Below are 24,449 nucleotides of genomic sequence, written 5' to 3' on the forward strand. Positions count from 1 at the left end.
GTGAGCAAAAATTTAATATGCACACATGCCCGCAGGAATTTGTCTGTGGTTTTTTTGTGCCCATTTTTAAGGAGTGACACATATGATCGAAGTTAATAATCTTGCAAAACATTATAAAATTGCAAAACGTGACCCGGGTCTCCGCGGTGCTGTTAAATCATTGTTTTATAGAAAATATGAAACAAAAGAAGCGGTTAAAGGAATTAATCTGCATATTGAAGCAGGTGAAATGGTAGGGTATATCGGTGCAAACGGAGCTGGAAAATCGACAACGATCAAGATGCTTACTGGTATCCTAACCCCTACCTCAGGTGAAGTAAAAGTAAACGGCATCATACCTTATGAAAATCGTAAACAAAATGCTTCTCACATAGGTGCTGTGTTTGGCCAGCGTACTCAATTGTTCTGGGATATACCTGTTAGGGAAAGCTATGAGCTGTTAAAGCATATTTACGAGATTCCTCAAAAACAATATGAAGAAACACTTGCTGAATTTGTTGAAGTGCTTCATCTCGAACCATTGCTTGGCATACCCGTCAGGCAGCTCTCATTAGGACAAAAGATGCGATGTGAGCTTGCAGCTGCCTTTTTGCACCGTCCAAAAGTGGTCTATCTCGATGAGCCGACAATCGGACTGGATGTTGCGGTAAAAGTAAGAATCCGCAGTTTTATTAAACAGATGAACTCTAGATATGGGACGACTGTACTTTTAACGACTCATGACATGCAGGACATAGAAGAGATCTGTCAGCGAATTATCATCATCGATGATGGAAGGGTTATTTATGACGGGTCTATTCAAAATATCAAATCGCAATTCGGCGATAAGCGCGTTATTCATTTTGAACTAGAAAACTCAGATGATTTTACTTTGCCCCGAGAACTTGCAAATGTTGCTCAGGTCCAGCCTCGTGAAGAAGAAGATCTGCACAAAATTTCGATCACTTTCAGCAGCAGAGACCTATCTGGAGCAGAATTGATCAGTATTATGATGAATCATTATACCATTGCCGACCTTACGATTGCAGATCCAAAAATCGAAACAATCGTTGAAGAAATATACGGCAAAGGGATGACAAAGGAGGTGCAGAATGAGGAAGTACATTGAGTTCGCCCGTGTTCAGATGCAAGTTCATGCGGCCTATTCTGCATGGTTTTGGGCAAATACATTTTCCGTTCTGTTAAGAATGCTTGTTATCTATTTCTTCTGGAAGGCAGTGTATAGCAACCGTTCAGAAATTGAAGGCATGTCTTTTGATGGAATGATCACCTACATCATTATCGCGATGTTTCTGCAAATGTTCGTTTCTGGTGTCGGCCGGGAACTTGCTCATACGATTAAAGATGGTAACGTAGCTATTGAACTTATGCGCCCTTACCATTTGATCACCCGCCTGATAGCTATGGATATAGGCGATAAAGTAATCTATTTTATCCGTGGTGCATTGCCTTTAGGAATACTCGCATTTGTATTTATGGATGTAACAATGCCTTCAACCTGGCAATCTGGAATCTTATTTTTACTTAGTGCACTAATGGGAATCTGGATCGGAACATTCTTTGATCTCTTAATCGCTATTCTTGCTTTTTGGACAATTAATCTATGGGGACTGGAAGTTATGAAAGAAGCCGTTGTTTCTTTTTTCTCTGGTGCACTCGTTCCTCTTATTTTGTTTCCAGACTGGTTTCAGACAATAAGTCTCTTCTTGCCGTTTCAGGCTATGGTGTATGTGCCCGTAGCAATCTACACTGGAATTTTGACTGGAACAGAAGCTTGGCTTGCATTGGGATCACAGTTAATATGGGCCATTTTATTATTTGGTTTACTTAGAGTTTTATGGTCGGTGGCGATGAAGAAAGTAACGATCTTTGGAGGATAGGAGGGGACATTCTTGATACGGTACATGAAGTTATATTACTTGTTTTGTAAACAGAATCTGAAAGTTATGATGGAATACCGAATGGATTTTCTGCTCGGCGTATTGTCTGTTATGCTTCAGCAATTTGCCGGTATATTCTTTGTGAAAATCGTTTTTGACCATATTCACGAACTGAACGGCTGGACGTTTTATGAGATTTTATTCATTTATGGTATCGCAGCTACAGGAAGATCGATTCACCATATTTTTTTGATAACCTGTGGACACTCGGCTGGCAATACATACGGCCAGGAAAGTTTGACCGCGTTCTAATACGGCCGGTCAATCCGCTATTTCATTTTATCGCAGACCGCCTTCAGCAAGACGGGTTCGGCCAGCTTTTTATCGGAATTATCGTTCTCGGAACGGCGATGCCGCACTTAGATCTTTATTGGGGCTTCATGGAATATTTTATTCTTGTCATTATGATCATTGCTTCTGGTTTTATTTTCGTAGCGGTGAATCTCTTTTTTGCAACATTGTCTTTCTGGATGGTTGATAGCCTTCCAATCGTGTGGACGATTTTTAATTTAAGCGATTTTGCACGCTATCCGCTTACGATCTACCATAAAGGAATCAGACATTTATTAACTTGGGTCATTCCTTATGGATTTACAGCTTTTTATCCTGCCGCATATTTTATAAAAGGTTCTGGATTTGAAAATCTTGCATTGCTGACACCTGTTGCTGCAATCGTATCGTGTGCTTTAGCCTATTGGTTTTGGAATCGAGGGCTTAAAGCCTTTACGAGTACAGGAAGTTAAGAAAAAAGCTGGCTTTTATCCGTCTCTTTAAGCGGATAATGAAGCCAGCTTCTTTTTTCGGGCTGTTTTTCTAGAAGATTGTTGGTTTTGGATGTTTTCTTTTTCTCCTATGCAAGTTGATTGGAGCGCAAGGTGCGTGCCTACCACCTGAGAAGCTTCTAGATAGGCATGCGACGAGGAAGCTCAGATCGGTAGAGTTTACTTATAGACGCAGGGGCAAGGATACTCCCATGAAGCGGTCAGGTGGAGACTCCTAACGGCGCAAAGCGGCAGGAGGCTCACCGCACGCCCCGTGGAAAGCGAACATTCCTGGAGCGGAAATCAACTACTATCGAAGAGCAACAAAGTATACGAAAACAGCCTTTTATTTTTTAATTGCTCCGCACAAAACGCGGTCCCCCGAGTTTCCAGCTGGATCTGTTTTATAATCATCTGCGTCAGCGTGGATGACGAGCGCCGTCCCGCCGTTTGAAAACAGCGAGTTTGATTTTCCTTCAGCAAGTGAAACCATAGTTGAAAGAACTTCTCCGTGAACGACACCGCTTTCGTCAGCAGTGATATTGTGAATATCTCCAACATGCGGCCCTTTTGGATTTAAAAAACCATGCTTTTTACCCGTCGGGTTAAAATGGGCACCTGCTGACTTGAAATCTGGTGGTGTGCATATAGCTTTTTCATGAAAGTGAATTCCGTGTTCACCTGGCTTTAGACCAGTGGCATTTACTTCTACATTGACGCCTTCCACTGTCTGGGTCAGCGTTGCTTCACCCGCTTTTTTCCCTTTCGTGTCTACTAGATTCACAATGTACGATCCACCCTTTACTTTGCTGGATGCAGCTTGCGACTCTTCCATTTCATGATCTTTATGCTCATCTTCTTTTTTGTTTCCGCATGATGCTAGTATGGTTACTAATACCATAAGCATCATGATTTTTAATATTTTTTTCAAAAGTATTTCCCTCCTGATGATTAGCGATATTCTATTCTCCGCCCAATCATCAGAACTTTAAACATCATTTTAAAGAAAATGGGTTTCAAGTACTGCTTCTGCAACTTCTCCGTTATTTAGTTGTACATAATAGGCTTTAGCATTTTCTCGGGAACTCACAGCCTTGTTCAGTTTTCCGTTAATAAAATGCAGCGCCGCCCCATCATCCGCTGCATATCCATCTTTTAATCCTTCTTTTATTAGACGGTGGTAAGCGGGTCTTCTTTCTTCTTCTCCGTCATAATGAGGACAGTGACTTCCTTTGATAAACCCTAAACATGAAAGTCCTCGGAGCGGTCCAAAGGAATCTGTTACCCCTTCTTCAAACCAGCAAAGAGACCCTGCACTTAAACCTGCTAAGATTTTTCCTTCTTCGTATGCTTTTTTGAGCAGCTGATCCAACCCCCATTCCCTCCAGAGTGCAAGTAAGTTCTTCGTGTTTCCTCCGCCTACATAAAAAACATCCTGCTTCATAACAAACTCTTCTAAGTTTTGAGGAGGAGAGAACAAAGAAAGGTGTCCTGGCACACAGTTTTCCGACTCAAATGCTTTATAAAAGCGTTCGATATAGCCTTCTGAGTCTCCGCTTGCAGTCGGAATGAAACAAATATGAGGTTTTTCAGCTTTTGATTGCGAAAGTATATAATGATCGAGCTTTTTGTTCTCAGGTTCCATCGGAAATCCTCCGCCACCCATTGCGATAATCTGTTTCATGTTGTTTTCAGCTCCTTTTCTACTGTTTCGCTTATCTTTCGTTTAATTCCTCTTTAATCAAGCTTTCTATCTTTCTAGAAAAAACAGAATGATAATAATTTGAAGAAAGAAGTCAATAATTTGAAAGAAAGGATGGATAATTTGACAAACATCTACGTTAATTTGACTAAATCACATGATATATTGAAACTTTTACTTTTTCCGACTGAAAATGTACGCCTCAGACAGACACATCCTCTAAAAAGAAAACACCAGCCGCTACAGGCTGGTGTCCACCTTTAAACATCTCTTCTTAAAGCTTTTAGAACATCTACCGTTGTAGCTTTCGCAGCCGGCCGCCATCCAGAAAGCAAGGTAACGCCCATACAGATTGTTACCGCTATTGCTGTCAGGCTCCAAGGAATATAAGACAGCATGAATCCTTCCGGAGGTGTTTCATTAACGAACTGTTCAATAATAATGGGAAGAGCAAAGTTCACACCATAACTGGTGATGTAAGCTAAAAGTGTTCCTAATCCTACACCCCACAATCCGATATAGGCGCTTTCTAATAGAAAGATTCGTTTAACTGTTTTCGGAGTAGCTCCGATCGCTTTCATGATTCCGATGTCCTGCGACCTTTCCGTAACCGCCATCGTCATCGTATTAAAAATACCAATAGAAGCGATTAAAACTGCAATGGCACCGATAAATATCAGTCCTGCTTTAAATAAGGTGAAGTAAACGTTCATCTGTTTTAACTCTTTGATAATGGAATACGTCATATAATCCAGCTTTTCGATTCGATCTGTTACTTCTTTTACATCATCCGCTGATGCAGTGAACGCTTTTACATCACCATAGTTTTTTAATTCATCAGCTGATGCGATTTTCGGATCTTGTTTTCCTAAAATTGAAATTACTTCATTATATAAATCCTCTGTGATAAATACGGAATTATCATGTGCCCAATCTCGTGTTGGTTTTTTTCCGATTCCGACGATTTTAACATCAACAGTTTGTACAGGTCCCTCAATCTTTATTTCAGGATTATCTGTCTTCAAGTGATACTTCAGCGTTTCGTTCAACAAATTCCCTTTATAGGAAAGTTCCTTCATCCTTTTTTGAGCTTCTTCTTCACTTAAACCTTCCAAAGCGTTTTCCGGCTGATCTTTTCGCAATTCCTCTGCAAAATGATAGCCAACAACAATTTCATTTTTATTCTTGGGCATGCGGCCTTTATCAAGTTCGAAACCCGCTTTTTCTTCAGAAGGCATATGAGCACTTATCACGTTTGCAAATGTATTATATTCACCTATCGATAACTGGTTTGCCGGCGTATATTTTTTCCTCGTTACCGCTTTAACTCCTTCAATCTGTTCAAGCTTCTTCACATCGTTTTCTGTCATCATGCCGCTTTCTTTTTGAACTTGAATTTCGTTTACCATGCGAAAGCTCATCACATCATCTACAGCTGTTTTATGAATTGCAAATCCGATGGATGCCAGCATGATTAGGAAAGCACATCCGATTGTTGATGCTAGGATCGTCATCCAGACACGTGTTCTGTTTTTCTTCATATTGCTTCTTACAAACCTGTGTTTATCTTTGAACTTCATGAAGCATTCTCCCCTCTCTTAAGTACCCATCAATGATTTCAACTTTGCGATGAGCGATGGAAGCTACCTCATGGTCATGTGTAATCATTAAGAATGTGATTCCGTATTTTTCATTAAGTTCTTTTATAAAAGATAATAGCTGTTTTTCATTTTCCGAATCTAAGCTTCCAGTAGGTTCGTCCGCCAAAATAAGAGGGGGATTCAAGATTAATGCTCTAGCAATACTTACACGCTGCTGCTGTCCGCCTGACAACTCCCCTGGGTAATGATTTTTGAAAGATTCAAGACCTACACGTTTTAACATTTCTTCGGTTCTCACTTTTCTTTCGGGCACGCTTACTCCTTTTAAAACAAGCGGGAGTTCCACGTTTTCGAAAGCTGACATAGATGGGATCAGCTGAAAACTTTGAAAGATAAAACCAAGATGGTTCAGACGAAACTCTGCCCATTTTGATTCAGAGAACTTGCTTAGATTTGTTCTATTGATCGTGATGTTTCCTACCTCTGGCTGGATAAAACCAGAGATCAAGTTTAATAGTGTTGATTTACCAGAGCCACTTCTACCCACAACAGCAACAATTTCACCTTCTGCAACTTGAAGATTAACATCATGCAGTACAGGAACAATATTTTCTTTTCCTTTCTTTCCGATCTTAAAAGCATAAGATAAATTGCTAACAGAAATCATTTCCCCACCCCTTATGTATTAAGTGTACTATTTAGTATAATACACATATACCATGTATGCCCATTAACTGTCAATACATTCCAAATTTTTTTTTAAAAAAAAGGCTCTTCATAAAAAATTGTTGAACGGAAATCAACCACTCTCATAAACATCCCGAAACGGAGATCAACAACTCTCACAAACATCCTGCACCTTAAATTTCACAGTCACCCTTTTTTAAAAAAGGATTTAAAGGGAAAGAGTAGTATAGTAAACAAAGGCATACATCAAGGAGGGACATACATGTTAAAGTGGCAGTCTAAAGAGGGTTATACGAAACTATTAAAAGACCTTGTATCTATTCCGAGCATTACAAACCAAGACGGAGAAATGTTTATGGCCGAGCATCTCTACCATACTCTTTCTTCTCTTCAATATTTTACGAAGAACCCGGATCACCTTCGTCATCACCCGACCCCTGATGGGCGGAAATTGATAACAGCTTTCGTTCAGAATGATCCTTCTGTAAAAGAAACGATCATTCTCTTAAGTCATTTTGACGTTGTTGCAGTTGAAGACTTTGGCGAATGGAAGCACCTAGCTTTTCGTCCTGATGAATTGACTGAAAAGATAATAGAGAACAAAAAGCTTCTCCATCCTTTTGTGCAGGATGATTTAAACTCTGGCGAGTGGCTGTTCGGTCGCGGAACAATGGACATGAAAGCAGGAGTTGCTCTTCATATATCGATGATTGAAAAAGCGGCAACTGGTCATTTCAAAGGAAATGTACTGATGATTTCTGTTCCAGATGAAGAAGTTCATTCAGCGGGGATGCTGGCAGGGGTCAGTGTTTTACGTCAGCTTCAAGAAGAATATGATATGAAATATATCGCATGTTTAAACGGCGAACCGAGTTTCACAAAATTCCCTGGAGATACCTCTCCTTATATGTATACCGGTTCTACAGGCAAGATTTTGCCTGGTTTTCTTTGCTACGGAAAGGAAACGCATGTTGGAGAACCTCTTGCCGGTATGAACGGAAATGCGATGGCAGCTGAAATTACGAGAGAACTAGAATGGAACGTTGATTATGTTGAAACCTTTCGTGATGAAGCAACTCCAGTACCCGCTAATCTCATTCAAAAAGATTTAAAAGATCATTATTCTGTGCAAATACCTCACGCAGCTGTGACGCTTTTTAATTTAATGTTGTTCAACAGACCGCTTTCTGAGATTACGAATATGCTCATTAAAAGTGCACAAAAAGCAGCCTCATCGCTTGAGAACAGACTGTATAAAAAAAGCCAGCAAGTCTCTAAGATCATTCCTTTTACACCTAAAAAAGAGAGGATCAAAGTAATAACATTTAATGAACTTTATGAACATGCGGTTGAAAAGTACGGTCAGGAAGAGCTCGATCGAAGAGAAAACATGCTTCAGAGCAACAATCCTAACGCAGACGAAAGAGAATTAACCATTCAATATGTGTTCGAACTTGCCAGCCTCTGCAGGGACTTAGCGCCAATGACGGTACTATTCTATACACCGCCTTTTTATCCGGCTGTATGTTCAAGCGACCATCCATTGATTAAACACACTACCGAAAAAGTGGTACAGCATGCTCAGGAAAAGTTCAACAGCAATCTGGTGAACGTGCATTATTTCAGCGGCTTATCTGATTTGAGTTACATCGGTTTTAAAGGAGATTCAAGTGACCTGTCCTCGTTCACAAGCAATTTTCCTCTATTAGGATCCAGGTATAACATTCCGTTTGATGACATGAGAGAGATCGACATACCGGTAATCAACATTGGCCCTCTCGGGAAGGATGCTCATCAATGGACCGAACGGATTGAGATTAATAGAGTGATGGATGAAACTCATCCTTTGATCGTTTATGCCATGGAAACATTGTTTGAGAACAGCAGCAGAAATTAATGAACCGTTTATAGCATAGTAAAATCAAAAACCAGATCTGCAATCAACAGATCTGGTTTTATTATGCGGAAAAATAGATTTCTTTGATTTTATTTGCGATCTTTTCTATATTGTTTGCAACCTGCTGGACGCCATATCCCATGTATAGAGGTGAAGTAACAAAGCGCGGCATAATCTTGCAGTACGTTGTTTCGTTATTTTTATAGAAAAATAAATTGTAACTTGTACAGTTCCTATGAAAATGATTCAGCAAAAAATGCGTGCACGCTTGTATGCAGTCAGCAAATAGCGAAAGCTCGGCATCTTTTTCCCAGATCACATTAAGCTCATAAAAACCTACACGCGGCTTATTTGAAACGGTCAATCTGACGCCTTCCTTTTCTAAGACAGGTATACCTTCAAACTGACTCTCTGAAAAGTCATGCTGACAATCAACCTCGTTCAACCCAATGATCTGCATATGAGGATGCCTAATTGTTCCTCCTGATAATGGACCATGGTTTTTAAAAAACATGACGGAACGGTATTTTCCGCTTTGAATCATCCGCTCCCAATGTTCGATTCCAAAATTCAAGACTTTATAGAGGTGATCCTTTGTGTACTCAGATAATTCCCCTTCGCACTCGTCTGTTTCGATCAGAACGGTTTGAAAGGCTTGATCGAGCACTGTATATTTATTTTTTACTAAAATAATTGAACCGCTATGATCGAGGACTTCTTCCAGCTCATCGATCCGGCAAAAAGGACAAGGAGTTTCTCTGTTCTTAATGCTGTTAGGTTTTTGAGCTCCTATATCAGTAAAGAAAGTAATATGTGTATTTTTCATGCTTTTCACCGCTTTTGTTTGTTTCCTTAGTATCTTCTATTCTTAATGAATATTTCCTGTTCCCGTGTATGGTTGTTTATCAGAAATTTGTTCCCACTTCAGTATACCTTCTTTTTTGTCAATTGAACCAAGCCAGTCAAAACCGAATTCAATCTGAAGTCTTTCAGCAAGCATGTCATCTTCGGTTTCTCCAGCTGTATAGACTTTTACATTAACATAATTCCAAAGCTCTCCCAAGTATTCTTGTGCTTCGTATGGTTCATTCAATGTTAGATGGGACACTTCTTTCAAGTAGGATTTCGTCAAGTTGATCTGTTCATCTCGCGTCAAATTGTCGGGAAAAATAATGTGTACCGATAGTGTATCACCTTTTTGGTAAGCATCTATACCTGTTACATCATGATGATTTCTCATATCGTGCCTTGCTTTTGTCAAGATAGCCTGATTCGCATAGGGAATCTTCACCATCTGTTCAGCTTCCTTTTGCTCCACATTTGACGGTGTGCTTTGGGCGAACTGAATAAATATAAAAATGAAGGCTACTCCAAGTGCCAAACTCAGACTTTGGTGAAACCAATGATATAACCAGTTTTTTGGAGCAGGAGGTCTGTTTAGATCACGGGTCTTCTGCAAAACCTTCTGCCTATGTTCTTCTTTAAACGTAATATTTTTCATTCGGCCATTGTTTAATATTTCAGGCAGCTGCTTTAGAGGATCTTCCATGATTTCATCTCCCCTTCTCCAATTTTCGCCGCAGCATTTCTCGTCCGCGCTGAAGCAATGTTCGGATCGTCGGCTCTTTTTTATGTAAAATCTGGCTGATTTCACTGACGGATAGTTCTTTATAATAGAAGAGAAGTATGACTTCCCGGTATTTGAGAGGCAGTTTTAAAACTTCATCTGCTAAAGCTTCGTGTTCACTTTTTTGTACAATCGTAAGTTCTGGCGTTAAAGCAGAGGACTGTTTAGATTTTCCTAAGCGGTCAATAATATGAATGTACTTTTTCCAGCCGCTTCTTAAGTAGTCTTTACAGATGTTCACGGTAATCGCATAAACCCACGTCTTAACAGATGATTCACTCCGAAAATTATCTTTATGGACAAAGCATTTAACGAACACTTCTTGAGCCAAGTCTTCTGCAAGTTTTCTGTCTTTAACATAAGTATAAGCAAGTCTGATCACTTTGTCTTCATACAGTTCCATGATCTGGATCAGCCATTCTTCTTGACTGAGCCCTTGTGAAAAAAGCTCTTGTTCGCTACTAGTGCGTATCATTTTCAAGCCCTCTCCCCCTTTCCACCCTTACATAATAATTAGACGATTGTACGTATCGTTTTTATTCATTTTTTATTGTCATTTCAAAAGATTGTTGCTCAGGGTTATTGTCCATCCGCTTCATTGACAAGTTGATTGGAGCGCAAGGTGCGTGCCTACCACATGAGATGCCTCTCGCAAGGCATGCGACGAGGAAGCTTACATCGGCAGCATTTACTTGTAGACGTAGGAGCAAGGATACTTCCATCAGCGGGACAGTTGAGACTCCTAACGGCGCATAGCGCAGAGGAGGCTCACCGCACGCCCCGCGGAAAGCGAACATCCACGAGCGGAAATCAACTGCTTCTAGCATCAGAGTTTACTAAAATAAACTTTCAAAAAGATGCAGTAACAGGGAACGCGATTGGATGGCCGTTCATTGGCAGCGTCCCTTTTACCATTAAAGTCCCTTCCTTTTCTTTGGTTTTAAGGTCCTTTGTATGTATCAATTGGTCAGGCGTAAAATGGATTTCTATACTTTCGAAAACTTCAGGAATGGCACGGTAAATGTCAGCAAGACCTATAGAACTTTTTGAGACCACATCATAGAGTTTTAATACTTGACCCTTAACCTCGTAAACTAGCAGTGTTTCCAAAAATTCACTGTAAAACAATATCTCAGAAAAAAATGGGTTGTAAAGATTCAAGTACAATGAATGTTCATAGTTTAATGGTGTAATAACATGAGAGTTGGGATGCTGGCTGGCAAAACACGAATGGATGATCTCGGCATCTCTTTTATTTAAAAAATCCAGTTTCTTAAGGGAGCTGTTTCTTATACTTGGATTTTGAAACGCTTCAGTAACAAATATATGTTCCTCTACTTTCTTAAACCCATACTTTTCATAAAGAGCTGGGATCTCTGTCTGCAAAAATATAGAAGAGTAATGGTTAGTTAGGTCCTCTAATACCAGATTCATCAATTTCTTCATATACCCTTTACCTCTTTCAGAAGGCAAGGTCATAACGGATTGTATCCCAGCTGCCGCAACGGGCTCACCGTCTATTATCCAACTCATTGGAATGACTGAAACATTAGCTATTGCACGGTTTTCTTTAAAAAGGGTATAGGGACAATAATGAGGATTCCAAAAACCCCTGTCATAGTAGTCTTGCAGCATATGAGATGGAATGCCGAAGACCTGTTCAAAAAGAGGATAAAGAGATTCACGGTGAACCTTATTTAAAGTTTGACTTTTTTGTAATGTAACTTCCATAGTTATACCTACTTTTTATATTAATCTATCAATCTAAATATACCATTTTAATCCCATTAAAATACAAATCATTACACAGTTAAGTCGAATTATGTTTCATTGTGTAACATTTTGAAATATAAATGTAATATTATTTCGCGATAATTGACCCCCGAAGAATGTTATAATCACTTTTGTAAAGAAATTGGCAACATTTGCACTTACAAGGAGGAGTACCCATTTTGAAACGCAAGCTTGTGATGGCTACACTGTCTCTCAGTCTAGCTTTTAGTACATATACGGTATCGGCAGAAACCCTGTCTTCTATAAAGGAAAAGAAAGAACAAAACCGCTCTGAACAGAATCAAACAAAGAGCGAATTAAAAGAAAATCAAAACCAGCAAGATTATATGGTTAAACAAATAGAAGATTTAGAGTCTTCCATTGATAAAACTCTAAGTCAGATCGGTAACAAAAAAGAATCTATTAAAGAAACGAAAGCTTCCATTGAAAAGCTGAAGGAAGAAATTCAAGTTCTCGAAAAAAGAATCAAGGAGCGTGACGAGCTTTTAAAAGAACGCGTAAGTTCTATGTATGAAAGCGGCGGAGCAGTAAATTACCTTGATGTTTTATTAGGGGCAAAAGATTTCGGTGATTTCCTGGATCGAGTATTTGCTCTTAACGTAATCGCCGAGCAAGATAAAGCAATCTTAGAAGAGCACAAACAAGATAAAGCGGCTGTTGAAGAGAAAAAAGGGAAAGTTGAAAGTGAACTTACATCCCTTAATAAAGATTTAAAAGAGCTTGAAGGACTTAATCAGAAACTGACTGCTCAGAAAAAACAAAAAAATGCTCTTCTTGCACAGTTGGAAAAAGAAGAAGAACATTTACATGACCACATCATGAAACTAGATGAAAAGAACGACTTGCTCTCTGCTCAAGAAGCTGCGATTAAGGCAGAAATTGCACGTGCGAAGAAAGAAGAAGAAGAGCGCAAAAAGAGAGAAGCAGCTGCAAGAGCGGCGGCAGAAGCAGCGGCAGCTAAAGCAAAAGCTGAAGCAGCAGCAAGAGCGAAGAGCTCTTCAAACTCTGGTTCTTCAAGACCAGTGTCACCACCGCCTGCACCAACACCTGCTCCTGCTCCTGTATACCGTGACTTCATTTTCCCATCACAAGGGATAATCACGTCTAACTTTGGATACAGAAGCTCTGGCATGCACTATGGAATGGATATCGCTAAAGGCGGAAGCACTGTACCGATTGTAGCAGCAGCTTCAGGAACAGTATCAAAGGCTTATTATTCAAGTAGTTACGGAAATGTTGTTTATATTACTCACTATATTAACGGTCAATTATATACAACGATTTACGCGCATATGAGATCAACTCCTGCTGTAAGATCAGGACAATCTGTTTCTCAAGGTACGTTCTTAGGCTATCAAGGAAACACTGGCGCTTCACGCGGTCAGCATCTTCACTTTGAGCTTCATAAAGGGCCATGGAATGATTCAAAATCAAACGCGGTTGACCCAAGACCGTATATTCAATAATAAAACAATAAAGACGCAGAGATATTTGACTCTCTGCGTCTTTTTCAAATGACCCCCCCGAGAAGGCGGCGGACCGGATGCCGGGTGTACTCTGACATCAAGCGGTAGTTCGGCCGGATAATTTCAGCTGTGAGGAATGCCGGTATTGTTGCACCAGGAATTCTTTTTTTGTTAAGTACATCAATAATCTCAGCGATCGTACCCGTTCCAATTCCATGTCCGAACACTTGGCCGTTCCCAAGGTCAATCACATTTTCACCTTGCCATTGCGGCGTATTTGGATGATGTTCAGGGTTCTTAACGTACCTTACATCACCTGGCAATGAATCTCCGGATGGCACGGCAATTATCTGCAGATCCGCATCATGTTCTGTACTAAATAGAAGCAATCCATTAAACAATTGATTAAACATTTTCGTTCCAATTGTCTCAAGCACTGCCTTATAGAACATAATCATGATAGCAGTTGTACATTCAAAGCCATACCTTTTTCCATTAATGAAAATATCCGTTATGGCATCAGACGGATTGACATCAGGCCGGAGTAAAAATCCGCCATATGCTGTACGCCTCCAATATCGAGGGTTACAGCGTGCATTTACAAAAGTGGAAAATCCAGCACCGCTGTCACGCATGGCGTAAGCGGCAGCAACAATATTCGAACGCATAATCACTTCAAACAGGAATTGGTGAGGACTTCTGTAATAAAACGATTCCCCAGAATTTTTAAGCTTTTGGCCGATCTGTTTCTGGGTAGCTGTAAGCTTGTTGAAACCAGAGATTTGAGCAGTATCTACTGAATAGCCATTAACAAATATCAATTCTCTCCCCCCTGTCTGCACAGGATATTACATACTATGGCAAAGGAAGAAAGTTGGTGTTTTTTAAGTGCCACTATTTTGTCTGTTACACGTTTTCCGATAAAAGTGGAGTTTACGCCTATAGATTGTTTGTTTCTGCCGGTAGTCGACAAACTTTCGCCGATAGAATCCTCATTCCCGCCTGTTCATGTTCGTTCTTTCAATAAAAGTTTTTATCAATATAATCACCTCTTTTAGAGAGGAATTCAAATTTCATATTTATTCGGGCTCGCTCGGCAAAATCATCTTGTTTAATCTTACTTCTCTTCATTCCCATAACATTTCTTGTATCAAGATGATGCTGAAAACCTTCTGCCATCAGTTGGAAGGCATAAATACATATCCCAAACATGAATATAGGTCCAAGTGCAATAGCTGGATTCGCATGCAGCAGATTATAATAATCACCAATCAAGCCAGACCATTCGTTTGTTGTTGATAATGGAGGGTCAGCCTCATAAGGGTTGTAATCAACATCAGTCCCTCCAAAGAACAGTTTAAAGTAACCAAGATGAATAAAAATAACGAGCACCTGAACACATTGCTGGCAGAATACGATTACCAGTTTGGGCAGTACATGCGGCATAATATGTTTGGAAAATACTCTCCATTTACTTGCTCCGAGCACTTTAGCCCCTTCGATAAAATCTTCCTTTAAAGAAGAAACAATCAAATTTGCAATTAAAGATCCGAGCAGCGGGACAACCAGCAATGTCAACACAAGGATCTCGATTCCGATCCTTGCTTTATAAGAATAAAGAAAATACTCTTCCCAGCCAGGCATCCTTAATTGCTCCCAGAGAACAGGAGTTAGTATGAAAACGGCTACGATTGTTAACGGTACAAAATAAAATGAGCTCAGCAGCTGTTCTAAATTTTTTCTTAGACGATCCGGTGTATACATTGCCAGCGGTATAGCGAATAAGAAGGCCGTACATACGCGCAGCAGCCCGATTGCAATTACACTGATCAGCGTAAACTTTGCTCCCTGCAGCACTTTCATCGTTGTATCATACCCTAGAGCATCCGTGCCCATCGGAAACATAAGTGAGGGATTGAATGGTGCCGCACCAATCATATTCATATCATCGTCATAAAGAATCTGCACTTGCCGGATTGTGCTGTCGAAGAAGAAAGCGAAAATCAGACTTGCCACTATTAAGCCTGCGATCATAAAAAACCCAACCCAAAATTTATAACTTTTAATTATAATGCCTCACTCCTTTTCGAATATCTTATAATGGTCCACTCGAAAAATGCGAAGATAAGAAAAAAGGGAATGACTAAAAAAATCAAGCAGGCTGCAAGCATTTCCGGTCTAAAATCATGATACATATAGTGCGTGATGCCGTGAATATTAAAGATGATTTCTACGAGCAGAAGATTTGAAATCATAAACCAAAGCACTGATTTAGAAAAATGGAATATTCCCTCGCTCGTGTTTCTCGTTACGTGGAAAATAAGGACATACAGCCTCTTCATGCCTTTAGCTAAACTGGTTTCAACATACTGCTTTCCCATTTCCTCTTCTGTCATCAGAATCATCATTTTGTAAAAGTATACGAAAGGCAATAACATGAGACAGGTTATAGGAACGATATAAATTCTGTCTTCTGCACCTAATGAAGCTACATTTGATCCCAATACACCTGTCTTCTTATAGATCAGAACAATGCCCATTTGTACAAGTGCAAATACTAGCAGATCGGGTAGAGACTCCAAAAAAGTAAGGATATTTTTTATTATTTTTCTTAAGAAGTTTGGCAGCATCAAAGTGCCCCATGTTAGAACCTGAGCGAAGCAAAAAGCAATGAATAATGCACCAAAAAGAATAGTAAGTGAATAGAAGTAAGGTTCCCATATATCTTCTAGGAATGGACGTTTTATGCCTTGATTAAGATAGGTCATTTCATGCAAGCTAAGCATTTCTATGAATACAGCCTTAACTTTTTCAAAATAAGCTGATGCGTTTTTATTCATGATAAGTTCGGGTAAACCGCTTATCAAAATGATGGATAAAAAAGTTAACAAAAGCTGTAATAGCAATTTTTTTGCTATTTTCATTACACTCCTCCTCCCTGTTACTTTTATAGACGATTAGCCTGCTGAAAATCATTCATCACTTTTTCCAATAGAAGGATAAAAACGAAAAAACAACCCATATTAAGGAAGAGAAACTATGGAATCGAGGATTCGATATGTGGAAGAAAACTGTTATAGGAATTTTACTTACCAGCAGTCTATTTATGTACCCTGAACCCTACTTTGCTAAAGAACCGTTAACTTATTTTCCGATCGTAAAAAAGGGTGAGGTCCTGCAATGGAACAAAGTAAGCGAACTAATTCCAAAAGGTTCAACTTTTAAAGTAATTGATCTGGAAACTGGTTTTTATTTTCGAGTACAGCGAAGAGCCGGAAATCAGCATGCAGATGTTCAGCCTTTAACACATGATGATACTGCCGTTTTAAAGCATCTATATAACGGAAAATGGAGTTGGAACCGCAGGGCTGTATTGATTCCCGTGAAAGGGAGAATGATTGCGGGAAGCATGCACGGTATGCCTCATGGAGCTGGTGCGCTAGAGAACGGCTTTCCTGGACACTTTTGCATTCATTTTTCAGGAAGTTCAACACATCGCTCGAGAAATATTGACCCCTCTCATCAACTGATGATTTTAAAAGCTGGTGACCAGCTGAATCAATATGCTTCAGGCGCAAGTGCAAAGCAAGCAGTATCAATGTTCCTTGTCGGCATGAAACAGCAGGATATTAAAATCGCCAAGCCAATATTGAGTTCAGCTTTGTTAAACAACGCTCAGATTAAGGACCTATTTAAAGGTATAACAAGTATGCAATACGAAATTAAGAAAAAGAGTACAAGATACCCGCCTATCGTTCGTACTGAGATCGCTGCAAATGTTAAACATTATGATGAGGATGGTAAGCATAATAAGGTTTATAAATTCTCTTTAGAGCGCAAATCCATGACAGATGGATGGAAAATTATAAAGATTAAGTACTAACGGGACTGTCCCAAAAGGAAGGTAAACTTACTTTTGGCAGTCCCTTTTTCATGAATACGAATAATTTATAAATTTTATCGTTAATTGTTCGGTTTTTAGTTGAAATCCAATCGAATAATTGTTATATTTACCAAGGGATAAAACAATTTAAAGAATTCATCTATTTTTCCAAGGGGGATATTATGAATACCCATTATGATGTGATCGTTGTTGGAGCAGGTCCAGCAGGGATATTTACGAGTTATGAACTAACAAGACAACTGCCAGAAGCCAAAATTTTATTGATTGATAAAGGTCACGATATTTATGCAAGATCATGTCCTATCTTAGAAAAGAAAATTAAAAAATGTCCGCCTGCAGCTGGAAGAAAAGAATTCGCTGGCTGTCTGCCTGCTTGCTCTATTACAAATGGTTTCGGCGGTGCCGGTGCTTATTCAGATGGGAAGTTTAACATTACTTCCGAGTTCGGCGGCTGGATGACAGATTATCTTTCAGAAGATAAAGTAGTGGAACTGATTAAATATGTTGATGAAATTAATCTAGATCACGGTGCAACGGATTCCATTACTGATCCTCTTACATCAGAAGTAAAAGATATTGAAAAACGCGGCTATGCTGCAGGCTTAAAGCTATTGCGTGCACAAGTCCGTCATTTAGGAACTGAACAAAACTTAGAGATTCTTAAAAGTATATATGAGTATTTAAAAACAAAAATTGATATGAGATACAAAGCAGAAGTTGAAGATATCCTTACCGAGCGAACAGAGTCGGGATATACCTCAAAAGGCATTCTTTTAAAGGATGGGACTTCGCTGACTGCTGAAAAAACAGTAATTGTACCAGGACGTGACGGATCTTCATGGCTGACAAAGATTTTAAAGAAGCGCCGCATTAAAATGACTGCTAACCAAGTGGATATTGGTGTACGTGTAGAAACATCAAACCTTGTGATGGAAGAGATCAATGAGCATTTATACGAAGGAAAGTTTGTTTTCAATACTTCTGTGGGAACAAAAGTCCGAACATTTTGCTCCAACCCTTCTGGACATGTTGTTGTTGAAAACCATTCAGGGGTCATGCTTGCAAACGGCCATGCATATAAAGACCCTAAGCTTGGAAGCGAGAATACAAACTTTGCTTTGCTTGTATCGCATCAGTTTGCTGAACCTTTTGACCAGCCAACAGAATATGCGCATGAGGTATCAAAATTAGCCAATAAGCTTTCAATGGGCGGTCTCGTTGTACAAAAGTATGGGGACATTCTAAAAGGCCGCCGTTCAACTGAAAAACGGATCAAAGAAGGTTTTCTGCGTCCTACTTTAAAAGAAGCAGTGCCTGGAGACCTCGGTCTTGTACTTCCTTACAACACAATGAAAAGCCTGATTGAGATGACCGAAGCTCTAGACAAAGTAACCCCCGGAATTGCATCGGAACATACGCTTTTTTATGGTGTAGAAGCTAAATTCTATTCAGCACGTCCAAAGCTTGATGATAAGTTTGAATCTGAAATCGGTGGATTATATGTTGGCGGAGACGGAGCAGGAATCACACGCGGTCTTGCCCAAGCAAGTGCTTGCGGTGTATGGATTGCTCAAAATGTTGCTGCCAAGTTAAAAGAAAAAGTGCCGGCTATGGTGTAAACAAAAAACACGATGCAAGAAGGATAACTCCCTCTGCATCGTGTTTGTTTATTTATGTTGAAAATATGGCAATTCTTCCTCTGATCAAAGCAATGATAAAACCAACAACAGCTCCTATAATTGCTGGAATAAGCCATCCGATCCCATCGGCATACAAAGGAATATAGGAGTAAATTTGATCGATCGCCCCTAAGTTCATACCAAACGCTTTTAATCCATCTGCGATCGATACTAATGCAGTTGCAATTATTGAACCGAGATATACTTCCTGGCGCCCTGAGAATGCGTCATGGAAAAACGATAAGATGATTAGCACAATGGCTACTGGATAGATTGCTGTTAGGACTGGAACAGATATGGTGATCAACTGGCTAAGACCAACATTCGCTACTCCTGCACTAAAAATACTTAATACAAGAATGACAAGTTTATAAGGCAGCTTCGGAAACATTTTATGAGCAAACTCGCCCGTAGCTGTTACAAGTCCTACAGATGTTGTCAAACATGCGAGTGCCACTGCTACACCGAGTAACAGGTTCCCCGGCTCTCCAAATAGCTGGAAAACCACATTCGTCAGAATCTGTCCGCCATTCTCCGATTTACCAAGAGTCTGGCTTGTTGCGCCAAGATATGCAAGGATGCCATAAACGCTTGCTAAGCATAGAGCTGCAATGACACCAGCTTTTATAACCATCTTCGTTACATTTTCTTTTTTCATGCCCGGTTTTTTCACGGCAGAAATTACTACGATTCCAAAAGCCAGAGCACCAAGCGTATCCATCGTTAAATAACCATCCATGAATCCTTTAACTAATGGGCTGCTCTCGTATGCTGGTGAAGCCTGTCCAAGTTTTCCGACTGGTGTAATTAGTGCTTTTACAAGTACTGAACCAATAATAAACAGCAATAGCGGCGTTAAAATATTTCCGATTCGATCCACTAGTTTAGAGGGATTTAACGCCAGCCAATACGTAATCACGAAAAATACAACGGTAAAGATAAATAATGCCAGTCCAGAATTCATTCCTTCAGGAAGGAATGGCAATGCAGCCATTTCAAATGCTACTGTACCGGTTCTTGGAATTCCAAAGAACGGTCCGATCGCTAAATATAATATAATTGCAAAAACTGATCCAAATAAGGGATTAACGCGCTCAGTAAGAGTTTGCAGTCCCCCGCCTGCTCTTGCCAGTGCGATAACACCTAAAAGCGGCAGACCCACTCCAGTTATGAAAAAGCCAGCCATTGACTGCCAGACCATTTCCCCTGATGCCTGACCTAATGCCGGCGGAAAAATTAAATTTCCTGCTCCAAAAAACAATGCAAATAACATTAACCCCACCGAGAGTGTTCGTTTCTCCATGTAGTGTTCCTCCTCTGTGGCTTTGAAAAATATCTATTTATATCGAAAAATGTCGAAATTATTTAAATACCATATGTATTTGTATCACGATTAGCGATTGGAGTCAATATTCAGATATAATGAATTTTCTAACAAATTCTAACAAGAGTTAAGGACTGAGAATTCTCAGCCCTTTTTATTAGCTATTAACGGTTGGTTGGGAAGATGCGACGGATCATATCATTGAATTCATTAATGAATCCTGAAACTGGATTACCTTGGTTTATGTCATCTGCCCAGCCATTCATACGGTCGATGAAGTCAGGGTTTGTAGAAACAAAAACGTCATTAATATCGGGATCTGTATTTCGGACAGCATCCCCAATCTTTTCTTCTGTCTCTTTTGTAAGCTTCATGCTTTCGCCGCCTTCAAGCTTAGCTGCTACATAAGCGTTGTTATCAGTCACGATAACAGTAGCATCCTCAACTTCTTTAAGGTCGGTTACTTTATTTGCAGCTTCATCTGCAACATCCATACGTGCGTTCTCGTCGTATTGATTGTCCGTACCCATGTTCATATCCATGTCCATGTCACGGTCTGCACGATTGTCGTAGTTTACTTCCGTCATGTTATCGCGTGCTTCTTCACCCATGTCTTTATCGTTGTTATTCATCCCGCAAGCTCCAAGGAAAGAAGACAGAATAACGGCCATAGAAGTAACCAAAATTGTCTTTTTCATTTTAAGATGACACTCCTTTGTTAATTTTTTTGACTGTCATCTATAAAATTTGTAGGGATGAGAGAAAATATACATGACGAAAAGTTTTAACAGTAAATAAAATCGAATAAAAAAACGCTACCATTAAGGAAGCGTATTATTTAAACCATTCATTTGAGTATGTGCTTTTATTTTTCGGCTTGAAGATCAGCCAAGCAATTAAACATAGTGCAAGCAGAGAGAATGCGTAAATACTGATTTTATGAATAACATCCATCACAATGTACCAGCGTCCTGCAAGCTGATATCCAATTAAAATAAAGAATGAACACCAAAAAACAGCTCCGCAATATGCGTAGATAGCAAAATGTCTAAATTTTAAAGAATACATGCCTGCGAAATAAGCAGTGAGATGCCTGACGCCAGGAACGAAATAGCCAAAGAACAAAGCTGTTTTTCCGTATTTCGTAAAGAAACGCTGCGTTTTATTTATTTTTTCATCAGAGATTCCGATTTTAGGACCAACTTTGTACAACAATGGTCTTCCGCATATGCTCCCGAAATAATAGCTTCCTGTAATACCTGTTAGCGCTCCCAAAAATGCACTTAATACAGCAGGCACCATAGGCAGGTCACCAGCAAATATAAAATAGCCGACCGTAGCTAAAAGAATCTCATCCGGAATCGGCAATCCGATTATGCCTAAAGCTAATAAAAGGAAAATACCGAAATAGCTATATTGATAAATAATATTTATTAAGTCAAATTCCATGACGTCACCAACTTCTTTTTTTACACCTTCTACCATTGTAACGATAATATAGGGTATTTGGAAAGAGGAAAACAAAAATTGTTAAGAATATGTGTCTATCTTAACATATGCTAATTTGGACGAGATGGCCACTAATCTAAAATTAACGACATATCTCTCCATGCATAACATTCCTCAGAAAGTTTCTGATTTCCAACTGTAATCAATTCTTCATCTATCTTTATCCCGCCAAGTGAAATATATGCTTTTTTTGCGGGATTATCTTTTAAAACCCATACGATCATACTCTTTTTCCCTTGTTTTGCGAGTTGCTGACCGAATCTTTTAATCATTTTAGTTCCATAACCTTTTTTCTGAACTTCTTTAAGAAGATAGAAAGCATAAATCTCACTATCATAAGGATGATCAGAACGAATACACCCTCCTGATATAAAACCGCAAATGTCTTTTTTATCATTTTCCATGACTAAAACGATATAAGACGGACCTTGCAAAAGCCATTCTTTCCATCTAAAGGTCCTTTCGTCGATTGACATTTCCGCCAGATAATTAGAATCAACTATTCCCTTATATGATGTCTGCCAGCTTCGTACTTGAACTTCCGCTATTTTCGCTGCATCTTTTACTTCAGCATGACGAATATGCATTTCTAAATCCACCACTTATCTTGAGGAATCAAGGTAACTGACAACTTAAAATGTTCCTCAAACCATGTTTTCAGCTGTGTGGCATGAACTAAATATTCTGATGCCGCATGTGAAACACCTATTAAACTCATCGTCGTGGATTGGCAGTATTCTTTCATTTCATCAAATTTTTTCTTGCCGTATTCATTATCTATATGGCAATGCACTTCACCCGTTATGTAAGCTTGTGCTCCGAGCTTCTCAGCTTCTTTCATCGCATAAACTTTATCGCCGCATCCGGCAGCAATGGCAACTTTCGTAATAGATTTGTGCATCAGTCCTTCTACGTCTGCATAGGGGATTTGAAAGATTTCTTTGGATTTCTCAATGAGATTCTTAGTTGTTGCAGGTGGGATTTCACAAATAACTCCGCATGCTCCTTTTTCATCTTTAAAAAACTCACCCACAACCTTCGCACCATATGCTTCTGCCATCGCATCACTTGTACTGATCGTTCTCGAATAATCCAGCGGAACGTGAAGGGTAAACACAGATAATCGCTTTTCTTTCATTTGTGAGATTAAATCTGGGTTGATAGGCAGAAATCCTCTCCCCCATTTCCCTTGAGGATCCCCGCATTCCATCACAAGCGGATGATGCATAAAGAGAAGATCTCCTGGATGGCTTTCTTCATTAAACCGTTGGAGTACTTCGTCAGTTGGAAAAACAGCTAAGAATATGCGCCCCACTTCCTCTTCACCTTTTAACATAAATCCATTAAACAACTGATTAAATTCCGGTTCGAATTCTTCACGCCAGTTGTATTTAATAGGATCATAGACCATTGGAATAAAACGGCTGAACGCTGGGTCTTTGCCTATTTCTCTATACCGAAAAAGCCTATCAATCGCTTCATCTATTTTTTGCAGTTGTGTCATTTAATTTGCTCTCCTCTTTTCCGTAAAATAAATAACTTCAGGATCCCCTTCATCGAGATTGTCTATAAAACAGCTTTTGGTAAAGCCGCTAGTTTGAAACACATTATGCATTGCATCGTTTGATTGATTAGTAGATGAGAAAAGCTTCTCAGTCGGTGAAATATCAGCCATATGTTTCAGCAGTGCACCCGCAAGTACCCTTCTTTGGAAAAAAGGCTTAATCATGATCAGTGAAATAAAACAGCATTCAAAAAAGAAGATGTGGTAGATTAGAAAACCTGCCAGCTCTGATTCCTGAAAGACTAGCAAACATCTCCTCTGTACGACCGCTTCTCCTATTTCTTCTTTTCTTCGGTCGGTTCCTATCATTTCTTTATCCAATAAAACGATATTTTCCAAATCTGTCTTTTACGCCCTTACTATTTTCATTGTTTTCCTTTTTTCATTTTTGTTCTTTCTCTCACTTTTGCTACAATAATAAAAAAGAATAGGAGTGAGAATATGCCTATCGCAGATATTACCATTATTCCAATCGGCACCGAAACACCAAGTGTAAGTTCTTATGTGGCAGAAATTCAAAAGGTACTTCAGCAAAATGAAGGTAAAGTAAAATATCAGCTCACACCGATGAGCACATTGATTGAAGGTGAGCTTTCCGACCTCTTCGACGTGATCCAGCAGCTTCACGAAGTTCCATTTACAAATGGCATTCAACGTGTTGCTACAAACATCCGCATCGATGACCGCCGAGATAAAAAATCGACGATGGTAGGTAAACTGCAAGCGGTTGAGGAGCAGCTGAACCGCTCGTAAATCCCAGGAACCACTCGTTCAGCGATCATAAACTCCGCTGAACGAGCATAAATCTCCGTGAGCGCGCATAATTTCCCAGCGAGCGCGCATAAATCTCCGTGAGCGCGCATAAATCTCTGCGAGCGCGAATAAATCTCTGCGAGCGCGCATAAATCTCTGCGAACGCGCATAAATCTCTGCGAACGCGCAGAAAGACCCCGCGAGCGCGCATAAAACCTTCACGACCGGGCATAACAACGTC

At 39.7% G+C, this 24,449-nt stretch carries 24 protein-coding genes and 1 pseudogene; 8 read left to right on the forward strand and 17 right to left on the reverse strand.

The window, feature by feature from the left end; translation table 11 throughout:
- Window positions 1–82: 82 nt before the first annotated feature.
- From UN64_RS03125 to UN64_RS03135, 3 genes and pseudogenes are all read left to right on the forward strand, one after another.
- Complete coding sequence (locus tag UN64_RS03125) at window positions 83–1,108, forward strand: ABC transporter ATP-binding protein (protein ID WP_077359626.1); 1,026 nt, start codon at window positions 83–85, stop codon at window positions 1,106–1,108.
- Entirely contained in the window at window positions 1,092–1,880 is a 789-nt protein-coding gene (locus UN64_RS03130; protein WP_077359627.1) for an ABC transporter permease, read from the forward strand. Before UN64_RS03125 ends, UN64_RS03130 begins: the two co-directional genes overlap by 17 nt.
- A 111-nt stretch (window positions 1,881–1,991) precedes the next feature.
- Window positions 1,992–2,683, forward strand: a pseudogene (locus tag UN64_RS03135) (ABC transporter permease).
- Between the two features lie 364 nt (window positions 2,684–3,047).
- Here UN64_RS03135 and UN64_RS03140 read toward each other — a convergent pair.
- The 4 genes from UN64_RS03140 to UN64_RS03160 form a co-directional block, all read right to left on the reverse strand.
- Window positions 3,048–3,632, reverse strand: a complete 585-nt coding sequence (locus UN64_RS03140) for a superoxide dismutase family protein (protein ID WP_077359628.1) — start codon at window positions 3,630–3,632, stop codon at window positions 3,048–3,050.
- Between the two features lie 69 nt (window positions 3,633–3,701).
- The gene (locus UN64_RS03145; protein ID WP_077359629.1) at window positions 3,702–4,385 is read right to left on the reverse strand and encodes a Type 1 glutamine amidotransferase-like domain-containing protein; all 684 of its coding nucleotides are present in this window, start codon (window positions 4,383–4,385) and stop codon (window positions 3,702–3,704) included.
- A gap of 278 nt (window positions 4,386–4,663) precedes the next feature.
- Window positions 4,664–5,983 (reverse strand): ABC transporter permease, encoded by a 1,320-nt coding sequence (locus UN64_RS03155; RefSeq protein ID WP_077359631.1) that lies wholly within the window; start codon window positions 5,981–5,983, stop codon window positions 4,664–4,666.
- Window positions 5,967–6,671, reverse strand: a complete 705-nt coding sequence (locus tag UN64_RS03160) for an ABC transporter ATP-binding protein (RefSeq protein ID WP_077359632.1) — start codon at window positions 6,669–6,671, stop codon at window positions 5,967–5,969. Before UN64_RS03160 ends, UN64_RS03155 begins: the two co-directional genes overlap by 17 nt.
- A gap of 282 nt (window positions 6,672–6,953) precedes the next feature.
- Here UN64_RS03160 and UN64_RS03165 point away from each other — a divergent pair, with 282 nt between their 5' ends.
- Window positions 6,954–8,588: a M20/M25/M40 family metallo-hydrolase gene (locus tag UN64_RS03165; RefSeq protein WP_077359633.1), complete on the forward strand. Its 1,635-nt coding sequence runs from the start codon at window positions 6,954–6,956 to the stop codon at window positions 8,586–8,588.
- A 61-nt stretch (window positions 8,589–8,649) separates the two neighbouring features.
- Here UN64_RS03165 and UN64_RS03170 read toward each other — a convergent pair whose 3' ends face one another.
- The 4 genes from UN64_RS03170 to UN64_RS03185 form a co-directional block, all read right to left on the reverse strand.
- Window positions 8,650–9,414, reverse strand: coding sequence for a DUF4931 domain-containing protein (locus UN64_RS03170; protein WP_077359635.1), 765 nt, complete (start codon window positions 9,412–9,414; stop codon window positions 8,650–8,652).
- Window positions 9,415–9,456: 42 nt separating this feature from the next.
- Entirely contained in the window at window positions 9,457–10,137 is a 681-nt protein-coding gene (locus UN64_RS03175) for a hypothetical protein (protein WP_077359637.1), read from the reverse strand.
- 4 nt (window positions 10,138–10,141) lie between these two features.
- Entirely contained in the window at window positions 10,142–10,690 is a 549-nt protein-coding gene (locus UN64_RS03180; RefSeq protein WP_245801974.1) for a sigma-70 family RNA polymerase sigma factor, read from the reverse strand.
- Between the two features lie 374 nt (window positions 10,691–11,064).
- The gene (locus UN64_RS03185) at window positions 11,065–11,946 is read right to left on the reverse strand and encodes a GNAT family N-acetyltransferase (RefSeq protein ID WP_077359642.1); all 882 of its coding nucleotides are present in this window, start codon (window positions 11,944–11,946) and stop codon (window positions 11,065–11,067) included.
- Between the two features lie 221 nt (window positions 11,947–12,167).
- Between UN64_RS03185 and UN64_RS03190 the strand changes: the two genes are divergently transcribed.
- Entirely contained in the window at window positions 12,168–13,475 is a 1,308-nt protein-coding gene (locus UN64_RS03190; RefSeq protein WP_245801947.1) for a murein hydrolase activator EnvC family protein, read from the forward strand.
- Window positions 13,476–13,519: 44 nt separating this feature from the next.
- On the opposite strand, the gene UN64_RS03195 is transcribed toward UN64_RS03190, so the two are convergent.
- The 3 genes from UN64_RS03195 to UN64_RS03205 form a co-directional block, all read right to left on the reverse strand.
- On the reverse strand, window positions 13,520–14,296 hold the full coding sequence (locus UN64_RS03195) for a protein-glutamine gamma-glutamyltransferase (protein WP_077359644.1): 777 nt from the start codon (window positions 14,294–14,296) through the stop codon (window positions 13,520–13,522).
- 199 nt (window positions 14,297–14,495) lie between these two features.
- Window positions 14,496–15,509 (reverse strand): ABC transporter permease subunit, encoded by a 1,014-nt coding sequence (locus UN64_RS03200; RefSeq protein ID WP_077359646.1) that lies wholly within the window; start codon window positions 15,507–15,509, stop codon window positions 14,496–14,498.
- A gap of 32 nt (window positions 15,510–15,541) precedes the next feature.
- Window positions 15,542–16,399: an ABC transporter permease subunit gene (locus UN64_RS03205; RefSeq protein WP_077359649.1), complete on the reverse strand. Its 858-nt coding sequence runs from the start codon at window positions 16,397–16,399 to the stop codon at window positions 15,542–15,544.
- A 134-nt stretch (window positions 16,400–16,533) separates the two neighbouring features.
- On the opposite strand from UN64_RS03205, the gene UN64_RS03210 reads away from it, so the two are divergent.
- Window positions 16,534–17,358: a hypothetical protein gene (locus UN64_RS03210; RefSeq protein WP_077359651.1), complete on the forward strand. Its 825-nt coding sequence runs from the start codon at window positions 16,534–16,536 to the stop codon at window positions 17,356–17,358.
- A gap of 182 nt (window positions 17,359–17,540) precedes the next feature.
- Window positions 17,541–18,998, forward strand: a complete 1,458-nt coding sequence (locus UN64_RS03215; RefSeq protein WP_077359653.1) for an NAD(P)/FAD-dependent oxidoreductase — start codon at window positions 17,541–17,543, stop codon at window positions 18,996–18,998.
- A 52-nt stretch (window positions 18,999–19,050) separates the two neighbouring features.
- Here the strand turns inward: UN64_RS03215 and brnQ are convergent, their stop codons facing one another.
- The 6 genes from brnQ to UN64_RS03245 all read right to left on the reverse strand — a co-directional run bounded on the left by brnQ (window position 19,051) and on the right by UN64_RS03245 (window position 23,794).
- Window positions 19,051–20,361: a branched-chain amino acid transport system II carrier protein gene (gene brnQ, locus UN64_RS03220; protein WP_077359655.1), complete on the reverse strand. Its 1,311-nt coding sequence runs from the start codon at window positions 20,359–20,361 to the stop codon at window positions 19,051–19,053.
- A 185-nt stretch (window positions 20,362–20,546) separates the two neighbouring features.
- Complete coding sequence (locus tag UN64_RS03225) at window positions 20,547–21,080, reverse strand: YhcN/YlaJ family sporulation lipoprotein (RefSeq protein WP_077359657.1); 534 nt, start codon at window positions 21,078–21,080, stop codon at window positions 20,547–20,549.
- Between the two features lie 136 nt (window positions 21,081–21,216).
- Window positions 21,217–21,831 (reverse strand): DedA family protein, encoded by a 615-nt coding sequence (locus tag UN64_RS03230; RefSeq protein WP_077359659.1) that lies wholly within the window; start codon window positions 21,829–21,831, stop codon window positions 21,217–21,219.
- 131 nt (window positions 21,832–21,962) lie between these two features.
- Entirely contained in the window at window positions 21,963–22,478 is a 516-nt protein-coding gene (locus UN64_RS03235) for a GNAT family N-acetyltransferase (protein ID WP_077359661.1), read from the reverse strand.
- A gap of 2 nt (window positions 22,479–22,480) precedes the next feature.
- Window positions 22,481–23,395: a Nif3-like dinuclear metal center hexameric protein gene (locus UN64_RS03240; RefSeq protein WP_077359663.1), complete on the reverse strand. Its 915-nt coding sequence runs from the start codon at window positions 23,393–23,395 to the stop codon at window positions 22,481–22,483.
- A complete protein-coding gene (locus UN64_RS03245) occupies window positions 23,396–23,794 on the reverse strand; it encodes a GNAT family N-acetyltransferase (RefSeq protein WP_077359665.1) in 399 nt (132 codons plus the stop codon).
- Window positions 23,795–23,896: 102 nt separating this feature from the next.
- Here UN64_RS03245 and UN64_RS03250 point away from each other — a divergent pair, with 102 nt between their 5' ends.
- Window positions 23,897–24,208, forward strand: coding sequence for an MTH1187 family thiamine-binding protein (locus tag UN64_RS03250; protein ID WP_077359667.1), 312 nt, complete (start codon window positions 23,897–23,899; stop codon window positions 24,206–24,208).
- Window positions 24,209–24,449: the final 241 nt, after the last annotated feature.

Source organism: Fictibacillus arsenicus (genome assembly GCF_001999465.1).
GTDB classification, from domain to species: Bacteria; Bacillota; Bacilli; order Bacillales; family Fictibacillaceae; genus Fictibacillus; species Fictibacillus arsenicus.